This window comes from Vibrio sp. J2-4 (assembly GCF_021728155.1).
Taxonomy (GTDB): domain Bacteria; phylum Pseudomonadota; class Gammaproteobacteria; order Enterobacterales; family Vibrionaceae; genus Vibrio; species Vibrio diabolicus.
Window position 1 is genome coordinate 490,671 of sequence record NZ_JAKKCN010000002.1, and the last position, 12,973, is coordinate 503,643.

Annotated in this window: 12 protein-coding genes; 9 read left to right on the plus strand and 3 right to left on the minus strand. The window is 45.0% G+C overall.

The window, feature by feature from the left end:
- Position 1 precedes the first annotated feature (1 nt).
- The gene (gene truC, locus L3V32_RS07645) at positions 2 to 772 is read left to right on the plus strand and encodes a tRNA pseudouridine(65) synthase TruC (protein ID WP_237284067.1); all 771 of its coding nucleotides are present in this window, start codon (positions 2 to 4) and stop codon (positions 770 to 772) included.
- 91 nt (positions 773 to 863) lie between these two features.
- Here truC and L3V32_RS07650 read toward each other — a convergent pair whose 3' ends face one another.
- The 3 genes from L3V32_RS07650 to map all read right to left on the minus strand — a co-directional run bounded on the left by L3V32_RS07650 (position 864) and on the right by map (position 5,001).
- Positions 864 to 1,247: a DUF3461 family protein gene (locus tag L3V32_RS07650; RefSeq protein ID WP_005380322.1), complete on the minus strand. Its 384-nt coding sequence runs from the start codon at positions 1,245 to 1,247 to the stop codon at positions 864 to 866.
- 142 nt (positions 1,248 to 1,389) lie between these two features.
- Positions 1,390 to 4,014 (minus strand): bifunctional uridylyltransferase/uridylyl-removing protein GlnD, encoded by a 2,625-nt coding sequence (gene glnD, locus L3V32_RS07655; protein WP_237284068.1) that lies wholly within the window; start codon positions 4,012 to 4,014, stop codon positions 1,390 to 1,392.
- A 108-nt stretch (positions 4,015 to 4,122) separates the two neighbouring features.
- Positions 4,123 to 5,001, minus strand: a complete 879-nt coding sequence (gene map, locus L3V32_RS07660) for a type I methionyl aminopeptidase (protein ID WP_005380326.1) — start codon at positions 4,999 to 5,001, stop codon at positions 4,123 to 4,125.
- 384 nt (positions 5,002 to 5,385) lie between these two features.
- Between map and rpsB the strand changes: the two genes are divergently transcribed.
- The 8 genes from rpsB to rseP all read left to right on the plus strand — a co-directional run bounded on the left by rpsB (position 5,386) and on the right by rseP (position 12,943).
- Positions 5,386 to 6,114, plus strand: a complete 729-nt coding sequence (gene rpsB, locus L3V32_RS07665) for a 30S ribosomal protein S2 (protein WP_012841501.1) — start codon at positions 5,386 to 5,388, stop codon at positions 6,112 to 6,114.
- Positions 6,115 to 6,246: 132 nt separating this feature from the next.
- Positions 6,247 to 7,092, plus strand: a complete 846-nt coding sequence (tsf, locus tag L3V32_RS07670) for a translation elongation factor Ts (RefSeq protein ID WP_012841502.1) — start codon at positions 6,247 to 6,249, stop codon at positions 7,090 to 7,092.
- Between the two features lie 147 nt (positions 7,093 to 7,239).
- Positions 7,240 to 7,965: a UMP kinase gene (pyrH, locus tag L3V32_RS07675; protein ID WP_005380329.1), complete on the plus strand. Its 726-nt coding sequence runs from the start codon at positions 7,240 to 7,242 to the stop codon at positions 7,963 to 7,965.
- A 99-nt stretch (positions 7,966 to 8,064) separates the two neighbouring features.
- Complete coding sequence (gene frr / locus L3V32_RS07680) at positions 8,065 to 8,622, plus strand: ribosome recycling factor (protein ID WP_005380330.1); 558 nt, start codon at positions 8,065 to 8,067, stop codon at positions 8,620 to 8,622.
- 96 nt (positions 8,623 to 8,718) lie between these two features.
- Positions 8,719 to 9,474, plus strand: coding sequence for an isoprenyl transferase (locus L3V32_RS07685; RefSeq protein WP_006741661.1), 756 nt, complete (start codon positions 8,719 to 8,721; stop codon positions 9,472 to 9,474).
- Positions 9,475 to 9,486: 12 nt separating this feature from the next.
- Positions 9,487 to 10,329 carry a phosphatidate cytidylyltransferase gene (locus L3V32_RS07690; RefSeq protein ID WP_048625888.1) on the plus strand — a complete coding sequence of 281 codons (843 nt, stop codon included), beginning with the start codon at positions 9,487 to 9,489 and terminating at the stop codon, positions 10,327 to 10,329.
- A gap of 50 nt (positions 10,330 to 10,379) precedes the next feature.
- The gene (gene ispC, locus L3V32_RS07695; RefSeq protein ID WP_170903199.1) at positions 10,380 to 11,585 is read left to right on the plus strand and encodes a 1-deoxy-D-xylulose-5-phosphate reductoisomerase; all 1,206 of its coding nucleotides are present in this window, start codon (positions 10,380 to 10,382) and stop codon (positions 11,583 to 11,585) included.
- Positions 11,585 to 12,943, plus strand: a complete 1,359-nt coding sequence (gene rseP, locus L3V32_RS07700; RefSeq protein ID WP_085344093.1) for a sigma E protease regulator RseP — start codon at positions 11,585 to 11,587, stop codon at positions 12,941 to 12,943. Before ispC ends, rseP begins: the two co-directional genes overlap by 1 nt.
- The last annotated feature ends 30 nt before the right edge of the window (positions 12,944 to 12,973 follow it).

Consider the following 12,973-nt stretch of genomic DNA (forward strand, 5'->3'; position numbering starts at 1 on the left):
AATGCTAGAACAAGAAATAGCGCGATCTTCAGAACCAGTGGAACTGGAGATCGTTTATCAGGATGAATATTTTGTAGCGGTTAACAAGCCTGCCGGCATGCTGGTGCATCGCAGTTGGTTAGATAAACACGAAACTCAGTTTGTCATGCAAACTTTGCGCGACCAAATTGGTCAGCATGTGTTCCCATTGCATCGTCTGGATCGTCCAACATCTGGTGTGCTCGTGTTTGCTTTGTCGAGTGAAGTCGCGTCACAAGTCATGCCGATGTTTGCTGAACATAAAATGGAAAAGACATACCACGCAATAGTACGCGGTTGGATTGAGGAAGAGGGCGTCTTGGATTACGCGCTCAAAGTCGAGTTAGACAAGATTGCGGATAAGTTCGCTTCACAAGAAAAAGAAGCGCAAGAAGCGGTGACGGAATATAAACCGTTGGCTAAAGTGGAAGTTCCCTATTCGACGGGTAAATTTCCTACAACGCGTTATTGCTTAGTTGAGATGAAACCTAAAACGGGGCGTAAGCACCAACTTCGTCGTCATATGGCGCATCTACGCCATCCTATTGTGGGTGATACAACGCACGGAGACGGCAAGCACAACAAGCTTTATCGCACAGAGTTTGATTCTCATCGCTTGCTACTGCACGCTTCAGAGTTACGGTTTGTCCACCCATTTACCGATCAAGAGGTTGTCATGACTGCCAATATTGATGAGACTTGGCTGCAATTGTTTACTCGTTTTGAGTGGGATGAATCAATGATCAACCGATAATGGGATTAGTTAGATCTAGATAATGATTGAGTACAAATAAAAAGGGTTAGCATCAATGCTAACCCTTTTTTAATATTTAAGACTTAACGTTTTACTTTAGTTTTTCGAGATCCGCTTCGATCTCTGCGATCTTGCTCGAAACGACTTTTTCTAAATGACGAAGGTCTGAAAGAATTTTCTCTTTGACATCAACCTCAGGTTGTTTCGTTGGCTTAGTGATTTTATTCAGTTCATCAATGACCAATGTGAGGTTACGGTTGATTTCCGTTACTTCTTTATATTTGTGACTGCCACTGTCCACAAGAACATTTTTGATTTGGCGCGGGTATTTGAATTTAACGCTTTTGGCGAACAGCTCGCCTTTTTGCTTGTGGAAATAGATCTTGAGTACGTCTTTGTGTGCTTCTTGGCGTAGGGAATAACGTTCAATCTGCTTAGGGTCGTGAATACCCAAACCAGTGAGGTGGGGATACATAGGCTACCTCTATTACATCGAATTGATATTGATATAACTGTAGCAGCCTATGTATGAGCTAGATAGCTGATATTTAGCCAAAATGCTTAACTTGTGGGCAAGATCGCTCTCGCCCTGAACCGAAAAGATTGGCAGGTTTGATCTAAGCAGAGACCTCATCAGATAACTTTTCGATCAATCTCTCTCTTAGCTCATCTTGCTGTTCTTCACTTAATCTTCCCCCTGCATCACTGGTTAAAATAAACAAGTCTTCTGCTCGCTCACCAATGGTGGTGATTTTTGCACCATGAAGGTTGATATTTAAATCAGCAAACGTACGGCCTACTTTGGCCAACAGCCCTGGTGTGTCTAGCGCGACAAACTCCATTAAAGTGTGCTTTTTACCTTTGGTTGGTAAGAAGTCGACTTTGGTTTTCACGTTAAAGTGCTGAAGTTTGTTCGGAGTACGGCGCGTTTTAATCTTGGTTGGTCGGCCCGCCTCCAGTACATGGGTGAGGTGTTTAATCACCGCGGCGTGACGAGACTCATCGATCGCTTCGCCATGTTGATCGAGTACCATAAAGGTATCAATCACGTGCCCATCTTTGCTGGTCATGATTTGTGCGTCGTGTACATTAAAATTACGCCTATCTAACTCCGCCACGACCGTCGCAAATAAAGCAGGCTGGTCTTTCGTATATACAAACACCTCAGTGCCACCACGAGTGGCTTTTTTACTGATCAACACCAAAGGCTTAGTCGGATCTTCCATGCGAAGTAAGTGTTCGCAGTGCCACGCGATTTGCGTATGGGTATGACGAAGGAAGTAGTCAGCTTTGAAGCGTTGCCACAATACTTCAATTTCGCGCGCGGCAAACCCCTCTTTGCGCAGCATTGCGGAGGCCATTTGTTGATTGTGACGAATTCTCTCACGCACATCGACAGGATTCTCTAGGCCTCTGCGTAAAGCACGTTGTGTGGAGTAATACAGCTCCGCAAGTAAAGTTCGTTTCCAAGCATTCCAAAGTTCTGGGTTGGTTGCACAAATATCTGCAACTGTCAGGCATACAAGATAATCGAGAGATTCTTCGTCTCTGACTTTTTTGGCAAATTCGGTAATGACATCGGGATCATAAATATCTCGGCGCTGTGCGGTGACAGACATTAATAGATGATGTCTTACCAACCAAGCGACAAGTTTGGCCTCGGGCTTCGATAAGCCATGCTCAATACAGAAGTCGTAAGCCTCACCTTCGCCTATAACAGAGTGATCGCCGCCACGTCCTTTACCGATATCGTGGAAAATAGCGGCAATAATCAGCAGTTCTTTCTTTTGCATCCGTGGGTAGACGTCACAACAAATAGGGTGCTTCGCATGATTTTCTGGGTCACTAAAGGTATTAATGTGTTTCAGTAAGCGAATACTGTGCTCATCAACCGTGTAGGCGTGGAATAAGTCAAACTGCATTTGACCAACAATTTGGCTCCATTGCGGTAAATAGGCCGCCATAACCCCTAATCTGTGCATTAGGCTGAATGCTTTATGCAGAGCATTAGGGTGACGACATAACGCCATGAACTTTTCACGCGCAGCAGGAATGGTGTGCAAAAACTTGTTGAGCCGACGGCGCGCAGTGCGCAGCTGACGCAGTGTTGGTGGACTCACCCCTTCAATGGTTGAGTCGTTCGCGATATGTAAGAACATATCCAGAATAGTTTCTGGGCGAGCTTGAAACAATGCGGGTTTCCGCGCTTCAATCAAAGAGCCACGGCGTTGGAAGTCGGCATCGAGAATCTCGGCACTTTCTGTCGCCCCACCATTAATGATCGCTTGATCAAAAAGTTTGAGTAGCATTTTATTGAGCTCTGCCACACGACGAAGTGTGCGGTAGAACTCTTTCATCATCATTTCTACGCCTCGGTTGCCTTCACCGACGTAGCCTAGATTTTCCGCAACTTGTGCTTGATGGGCAAAGGTCAAGCGGTTGTCATAGCGGCGAAGCTCCATGTGCAGAGCGAAACGCACTCGCCAAAGGAAGTCCTGACATTCAACCAATTCTCGGTATTCTGCGTCAGTTAAAAATCCGTATCGGCTCATTTCCAGCAATGACGTGGCACCAAAGTGACGTCGGGCGACCCAGCTTAATGTATGAATATCGCGCAGCCCGCCAGGGGTCGACTTAATGTCTGGTTCTAAGTTGTAGGTTGTATCATGGTAACGCGCATGGCGTTCTCTCTGCTCTTGAATTTTAGCGCGATAAAACGTTTCACTTGGCCAAAAGGAGTCTGATAATACAACTTTCTTCAGTGCCTGAAAGGTGTCCTCGCTTCCACACAGCAGTCGCGCTTCTTGAAGGTTTGTCGCGACCGTTAGATCGGCTTTACCAATTTCCGCACATTCGTTAACGGTGCGAACAGCGTGTCCGACCTCGAGTTTTAAATCCCACAACAGCGTAATGAATTCGCTGATTTTTGCTTCTAGTGCGGTCGGCAGCTTATTGTTCGACAGAATCAAAATATCGATATCGGAGAGCGGATGCAGCTCGCCACGTCCATAGCCACCCACGGCAACTAGGGAAATGTTGTAAATATCTTTGAAGCCAAAATGTTGCCACAAACGATTCAGAAGCAGATCCATGTATTCTGCTCTGGCTAAAACCAAGCTTGTTACCGGATGATGATTGAGAAACTCTTGGTTTTGATCGGAGCTAAATTTCTCTAACTCTTGTTTGAGTTCTCCGATATTGATTTGTTCATCGGAAAAGGTAAGAGGGGACTGAAGTGTCATATTTGCCATCCGTGCAAGCTAATCTAGTTACAATCTAACAAATTTGTGGCAGATAAAAAATATCCCCGCCGAAGCAGGGATACAGTAAACAACGAGTGGTCGTTAGCTTTACGCGTTTTTCATTAGGCGAGGAATCGTATCGTCGCTACGAAGCGTCAGTACTTCACAACCTTCTTTTGTTACAACAATGGTATGTTCCCATTGCGCAGAGTTCTTGCCGTCGCCTGTGTAAACGGTCCAATCGTCTTGAGCGTCAACAGAGCAACCAAATTTACCTGCGTTAATCATCGGCTCAATAGTAAAGCACATGCCTTCTTTTAGTACGCGGCGGTCTTTGTTCTTGTAATGAACCACTTGTGGTTCTTCATGGAACTCATCGCCGATACCGTGGCCACAGAAGTCTTTCACAATAGAAAACTTGTTGCGAGGGTTGTTTTTGTTGTTCTCTTTGATGTATTTCTCGATAGCTGTACCGATGTCACCAACTGTTGAACCTGGCTTAACGGTACGCATACCAACATACAGTGCTTCTTGAGCTACCATGCACAGACGTTTGTTCGCAGGTGAAACATCACCGACTAGGAACATCTTAGAAGTGTCACCATGGTAACCCTGAGGACGCACGCTCAGATCGGCATTCTCATCATTTGGAACGATTACGGTAATATCAACGTTTAAGATGTCGCCATCTTTTAGTACCGCTGGCTTCATTTGGCCGTTGCTACCGATTTCGTCTTTTTCTGCTGGAATACCGTGGCATACGATATGGTTGATTGAAGTACAAATCGACTTAGGGAAACCATGGTAATCAAGCGGAGCAGAGTATGCGCCTTTTTCTAGAGCGTACTCATGACAGATTTTGTTCAACTCTTCTGTCGTCACACCAACTTTGATGTGTGGTTCGATCATTTCTAGAATCTCTGCGGCCAGCTTGCCCGCAATGCGCATGCGTTCTATTTCTTCAGCAGTTTTAATCTTGATTGACATTGGCTTTCTCTACTTATTCCTAAGCACGTAAACGTGCGAATGGCCGCATTCTATCAGACATCGGGGCGTTAACCCAAGTTAGATAGGAATATGCATCATTCTTAATTCGATCGTATGTTTAAAGTTTTGCTTATAAATAGGAGAAAGTGGCACGGTGAAGAAATAATTTTTACTAGCCACAGTGAGCTAAAATATGGTATAAAGCGCGCCGGAATAGAGGACTGTTCTCTTCGTTTAGCAAAGCTAAGCGGCGAAGCAAGCTTCATCCGAATAACCTTTTATCTTTAAATCACACACATTCCGTCACATATTCCGGGGTGCTGAGCAGAAGCTTGGTCGGAGTTATGGGGAATGTGGAGGCCTAACCCCATAGAGGAATTTAAAATGGCAACTGTATCAATGCGCGATATGCTAAAAGCTGGTGTTCACTTCGGTCACCAGACTCGTTACTGGAACCCAAAAATGAAGCCATTCATCTTTGGCGCTCGTAACAAAGTTCATATCATCAACCTAGAAAAAACTGTACCAATGTTCAACGACGCTCTAGCTGAACTAGCTAAAGTTGGCGAGAAGAAAGGTAAAGTTCTATTCGTAGGTACTAAGCGCGCTGCATCTGAAGCTGTTAAAGAAGCTGCAATCGCAAGCAACCAGTTTTACGTAAACAACCGCTGGTTAGGCGGTATGCTTACAAACTACAAAACAGTTCGTCAGTCTATCAAGCGTCTAAAAGATCTAGAGACTCAGTCTCAAGACGGTACTTTTGACAAACTAACTAAGAAAGAAGCTCTAATGCGTACTCGCGAAATGGAGAAGCTAGAGAAATCTCTTGGTGGTATCAAAGACATGGGCGGCCTACCAGACGCTCTATTCGTAATCGACGCTGATCACGAACACATTGCAATTAAAGAAGCTAACAACCTAGGTATTCCAGTATACGCTGTGGTAGATACTAACTCTAACCCAGACGGCGTTGACTACGTAATCCCAGGTAACGACGACGCGATCCGCGCTGTACAGCTATACCTGAACGCTGCTGCTTCTGCAGTATCTGAAGGTCGTAACAAAGACGTAGCTGCAGTTGCTGAAAAAGACGGTTTCGTAGAAGCTGAATAATAGCGGCTCTGTGTCACACTTGGTCTATGTGAAACCTTTGTGTAGCATAAACTAAGTTATAGTTAGCAATGGGGGCCGACAATGTTAGGCCCCTGTTTTTTACCTTATTTCGAATCAAACGAGGAATACAGAATGGCAACTGTAACTGCTGCTCTAGTTAAAGAACTTCGCGAGCGTACTGGCGCTGGCATGATGGAATGTAAGAAAGCGCTTGTAGAAGCAAACGCTGACATCGAACTAGCAATTGAAAACATGCGTAAATCTGGCGCAGCGAAAGCAGCTAAGAAAGCTGGTAACGTTGCAGCTGAAGGCGCAATCATCATCAAAGAAGAAAACGGCGTTGCTGTTCTTCTTGAAGTTAACTGCCAAACTGACTTCGTTGCTAAAGACGGTAACTTCACTGCATTCGCAGAAGAAGTTGCAGCTGCAGCTCTAGCTTCAAAAGCGACTGTTGAAGAGCTACAAGCACAATTCGAAGACGCACGTGTAGCTCTTGTAGCTAAAATCGGTGAAAACATCACTATCCGTCGCGTAGAATACGTTCAAGGCACTGCAATTGCTTCTTACCGTCACGGTGAGAAAATCGGTGTTGTTGTTGCTGGTGAAGGCGACGCAGAAACTCTTAAGCACGTTGCAATGCACGTTGCTGCTTCTAAGCCTGAGTTCGTTAACCCAGAAGACGTACCAGCTGACGTAGTAGAAAAAGAGAAAGCGGTTCAAGTTGAAATCGCAATGAACGAAGGCAAGCCTGCTGAAATCGCTGAGAAGATGGTTGTTGGCCGTATGAAGAAATTCACTGGCGAGATCTCTCTAACAGGTCAAGCTTTCATCATGGAACCTAAGAAAACTGTAGGTGAAATGCTGAAAGAAAAAGGCGCTTCAGTTTCTACATTCGTTCGCCTAGAAGTAGGTGAAGGTATCGAGAAGAAAGAAGAAATGAGCTTCGCTGAAGAAGTTGCTGCAGCTCAAAAAGGTTAATCCTTAGAGACTGTATAAAGATTAGACCGTAGCCTTGGCTGCGGTCTTTTTATGAGCAGTGAACGATTAGCCGTGATGAATAGCCATAACTGAATTTGTGTCTATTCATGACTGTTAATCAACAACTCTCTTTGGAAGGTAAACTCCATGACTACGAACCCTAAACCAGCGTATCAACGTATTCTATTAAAACTGAGTGGTGAAGCTCTTCAAGGTGAAGACGGTTTTGGTATTGATCCTGCGGTCCTTGATCGCATGGCACAAGAAGTTAAAGAACTGGTTGAACTGGGTGTTCAGGTTGGTGTAGTTATCGGTGGCGGTAACTTGTTCCGTGGTGCAGGCCTTGCTGAAGCTGGTATGAACCGCGTAGTTGGTGACCACATGGGTATGCTTGCTACAGTAATGAATGGCCTAGCGATGCGCGATGCTCTTCACCGTGCATACGTGAATGCGCGCGTTATGTCTGCCATTCCTCTAAAAGGCGTATGTGACGACTATAATTGGGCTGATGCGATCCGTGAGCTTCGCCAAGGCCGTGTTGTCATCTTCTCTGCTGGTACGGGTAACCCGTTCTTTACAACGGATTCTGCTGCTTGCCTACGTGGTATTGAAATCGAAGCGGATGTTGTACTAAAAGCGACGAAAGTTGATGGTGTATTTACTGCTGACCCTGTAGCAAACCCAGACGCAGAGCTGTATGATAAGCTATCTTACGCAGAAGTTCTGGATAAAGAGCTGAAAGTGATGGACTTGGCGGCGTTTACGCTAGCTCGTGACCACAAAATGCCAATCCGCGTATTTAACATGAACAAGCCAGGCGCACTACGTCGCGTGGTTATGGGCGAAGCAGAAGGCACGCTAATCAACGAATAAGCTTGTCCCAAGGTGCCACCCAAAGCGTTAGGGTGGCGTTTGCTTTGCTCAACCGTTTTAGGCTTTCTTCAGGAAAGATGACATTTTTAAGGTGAAACTGTGATTAACGAAATCAAAAAAGACGCGCAAGAGCGCATGGATAAAAGCGTTGAAGCGCTTAAGAACAACCTTTCTAAAATTCGTACAGGTCGTGCACACCCAAGCCTACTATCTGGTATTTCTGTAGAATACTACGGTGCAGCAACACCTCTAAACCAAGTAGCAAACGTTATTGCTGAAGATGCACGTACACTTGCAATCACGGTTTTCGATAAAGAGCTGACTCCGAAAGTAGAAAAAGCGATCATGACGTCTGATCTTGGTCTAAACCCTATGTCTGCTGGTACTATCATCCGTGTTCCACTTCCACCACTAACGGAAGAGCGTCGTAAAGACCTAGTTAAGATTGTTCGTGGTGAAGCTGAAGGTGGTCGTGTTGCTGTTCGTAACATCCGTCGTGACGCAAACAACGATCTAAAAGCGCTTCTAAAAGATAAAGAAATCTCTGAAGATGAAGATCGTAAAGCACAAGATGAAATTCAAAAACTAACTGACGTTGCAGTTAAGAAGATCGATGAAGTTCTTGCTGCAAAAGAAAAAGAGTTGATGGAAGTTTAATACTCCCACACACATCACTGTTGGAAAACGCTGTGCTCACAGCTCAGCGTTTTTTTATGTTAGTCTATCCAACTGATGGAACTCAATTAACTCCCTATGCAAAATTCTCAAGCCTTCTCTGATTCCCTTCCTAAGCATATTGCCATCATTATGGACGGTAATGGCCGTTGGGCTAAGTCCAAAGGAAAACCTCGCGTATTTGGTCACAAAAAAGGCGTTAATGCCGTTCGTAAGACCGTGGCTGCTGCTTCAAAGCTTGGCATTAAAGCCATGACGCTATTTGCTTTTAGTAGTGAAAACTGGCGTCGTCCGGAGGAAGAAGTGGGTCTTTTGATGGAACTGTTTATCACGGTCCTGTCTAGTGAAGTAAAAAAACTACACAAAAATAATTTACGGTTGCGCGTGATCGGTGATACCAGTCGATTTAGTGAGCGTCTACAAAAGAAGATTGTAGAAGCTGAAAATCTAACGGCAGGTAACACGGGGATGGTGATCAACATTGCAGCCAATTATGGCGGTAAGTGGGACATCACAGAAGCGGCCAAAACGTTAGCGTTAAAAGCACGTAACGGTGAGATTCGTGTAGAGGATATCAATGAGCAGCTAATCACTGAGCATTTGACCATGGCAGACTTACCTGAAGTGGATCTTTTGATTCGTACCAGTGGAGAGTGTCGCATCAGCAACTTTATGTTGTGGCAAATGGCTTATGCAGAAATGTACTTTACACCCGAGTATTGGCCGGAATTCGACGAAGACAGCTTAGTTGAAGCTGTAACTTGGTTTATCAATCGAGAACGTCGTTTTGGCTGTACAGGTGAACAAATAAAGGCATTGATGGCAGCTCAATAAGGACTAGTTAGTTTGAAACAGAGAATAATAACAGCACTAATTTTAGCTCCCCTGGTTATTTTAGGCATTTTTAAATTACCCCTAATGGGCTTTATTGCCGCTTTAACTGCAATTACCCTATTAGGTTTTTGGGAGTGGACTCAATTTACAGGAAGCAACTCTCGCTTTGCTGCCCTCGTTCCGGCAGTCATTGTTACCGGACTTAGTTTTCTATATATTTCGCCTGACGCACATAGCCTCAACCATTTAGCAACGCCTCATTATGTTGTGCTGGGCCTTGGTTTTGTTTGGTGGATTATTGCTAGCTTAATGGCGATTACTTATCCCAAAACGACGAAATCTTGGCAAAATAATTTTGTTTTACGCCATGTGTTTGGTTTTCTGACATTAATTCCATTCCTTTGGAGTGTAGTTATTCTTAGAGCTCATGACATTACGGTAGATCCATACCACGGAGCAAAGCTCGTGTTATACGTTTGTTTCTTGGTATGGGCTGCAGATAGCGGTGCTTACTTTGCAGGCAAAAGCTTAGGCAAACGTAAAATGGCGCCACATGTCAGTCCGAATAAAACCATTGAAGGGCTTATTGGCGGCATTATCACGGCATTGATCGTGGCGTGGGCATTTGCTGATTGGTTTGATATTCAGTTCTCCAGTCCTGTCCATATGGTGTTGATTACGTTGGTTACTGTTGTTATATCAGTGCTCGGCGATCTGGTGGAAAGTATGTTCAAGCGTGTCTCAGGCATTAAAGACAGCAGCAACATTATCCCAGGACATGGCGGTGTGCTCGATCGTATTGACAGCCTAACCGCAGCATTCCCAGTTTTTGCTCTTCTTTACTACGTATTCTAATTTATCAGGAGCGGCATTGTCGCTCCTGAGCTTTCTAACGGTCTTACAACATGCAAAAGTTAACGATTCTTGGTGCTACTGGATCTATTGGTGCAAGCACGCTTAAAGTGGTCGAACAAAACCCAGAGCTGTTTTCTGTCGTTGCCTTAGCGGCAAGCACCAACGTTGAAAAGATGATCGGGCTATGTCGTCAGTGGCAACCTAAATACGCGGTAATGGCGGACAAAGCCGCAGCGATTCAACTCCAATCTGAGTTACATTTGGTTTCGCCAAACACCGAAGTATTAGGTGGTGTGGATGCTCTATGCCATATTGCTTCATTGGACGAAGTTGACAGTGTGATGGCTGCTATTGTCGGAGCGGCTGGTCTACTGCCTACCATGGCTGCTGTGAAAGCTGGTAAGCGAGTATTGTTGGCAAATAAAGAAGCACTGGTCATGTCAGGCCAGTTATTTATTGATGCCGTAGAAGAGTTTGGTGCGGAGCTACTTCCCGTCGATAGTGAACACAATGCTATTTTCCAGTGCTTACCACAGCAAGTACAAACCAATTTAGGTCGTTGTAATTTACAAGAACATGGCATTTCTCATATTTTGCTGACTGGTTCTGGTGGTCCTTTCCGTTACACTGACATCGCAGAACTGGAAAAGGTGACTCCTGAACAGGCGATCGCCCATCCGAACTGGTCGATGGGACCAAAGATTTCCGTTGACTCAGCCACGATGATGAACAAAGGCTTGGAGTATATCGAAGCTAAATGGTTGTTTAATGCGGCTCGCGAGCAGCTAAAGGTTATTATTCATCCGCAGTCTGTTATTCATTCAATGGTTCAATACCGCGATGGTTCGGTTTTGGCACAAATGGGTGAGCCGGATATGGCGACCCCTATTGCACTGACTATGTCATACCCATCAAGAGTTGAAGCTGGAGTTAAGCCACTAGACTTCACGAAAATTGGCGAATTGACGTTTTTGCAACCTGATTTTGCTCGTTACCCATGTTTAAAACTAGCAATTGACGCTTGTTATGAAGGTCAACATGCAACAACGGCACTGAATGCAGCGAATGAAGTCGCTGTTGATGCATTTTTAAATAACAGCCTAGGTTTTACGGATATCGCTCGCATCAATGAGTCTGTGTTGAATAAAATCAATGCAAGCTGCAAAGCTGAGAATGCGAATAGCTTGGAAAGCTTGTTAGAGCTAGATAGAATGGCACGAACTATTGCCCTAGAAACCATACGCGAGCGTAGCTGATGACTGGTATATTGTGGAATCTCATTTCTTTTATCGTCGCACTGGGCATTCTTGTCGCTGTGCACGAGTTTGGGCACTTTTGGGTTGCTCGCCGTTGCGGCGTGAAAGTTGAAAAGTTTTCAATCGGTTTCGGCAAGTCTATCTGGAGTAAGGTAGGCAAAGACGGAACGGAGTACAGCATCTCAATGATCCCTCTCGGCGGCTATGTAAAAATGGTTGATAGCCGTGTTGATGAGGTGCCAGAACATGAGAAGCACTTAGCGTTTGATAAGAAGCCGCTATGGAAGCGAACCTCTATTGTTGCGGCAGGCCCTATCTTTAACTTCCTTTTCGCAATTTTCGCCTATTGGCTCGTATTTCTTATTGGTATCCCAGCAGTTAAGCCAGTAATTGGTGAAGTTACGCCCAATTCGATCGTCGCAGAAGCCGGAATTGAATCTGGAATGGAACTTAAATCGATATCTGGTATCAAAACTCCGGATTGGGAATCGGTAAATATGGGATTGATTTCTCATATTGGCGATGATTTGATGACAGTAACACTGACGTCAGCGAATGAAGTTGGTTCAGAAGTAACGAAAACGCTCGATCTGCGCGAATGGGAGTTCGACCCTGAAACTCAGTCTGCGATGCAGTCATTAGGTTTTGCGCCGTATACACCGGAGGTGTATCGCGTTATCGAACAGGTTTCGCAAGGTGGAGCGGCGGAAAAAGCAGGTGTGCTTCCAGGTGATGAGATTGTCGCTATTGGTGAACAACGCATCACGGAGTGGAAGCAAGTTGTTGAAGCGGTTCGCTCTAATCCTGATACACCGATTGAATTAACGGTATTGCGTCAGGGCTATGAGCAAACATTAACGCTGACGCCTGGTAGCCGTGAGCTAGCTAACAAAGAAGTCGTTGGTTTTGCAGGTATTGCACCTAAAGTCGCAGAATGGCCAGAAAGTTATCGCTTCGACCTTCAGTTTGGTGTATTCGAGTCAGTAGGTAAGGCGGTAGACAAAACCGGCCAAGTCATTGGCTTGACAATCAGCATGCTTAAGAAATTGATTGTTGGTGACGTTGGTCTGAATAATCTGAGTGGTCCAATATCAATAGCCAAAGGCGCAGGCGCGACGGCTGATTATGGCTTGGTCTACTTTTTAGGTTTTCTCGCTCTAATTAGTGTTAACCTAGGTATTATTAATCTCGTTCCTTTACCAATGTTGGATGGCGGTCATTTGTTGTTTTTTGCAATTGAAGCAGTCATTCGACGTCCCGTTCCTGAGAGAGTGCAGGAAATGGGTTTTAGAATTGGTGGTGCGATCATCTTCTCGCTCATGGCGTTAGCGCTATTTAATGATTTTACTCGTCTGTGATAGTTCAGAGACAAAAGCAGTAGCAAGGAA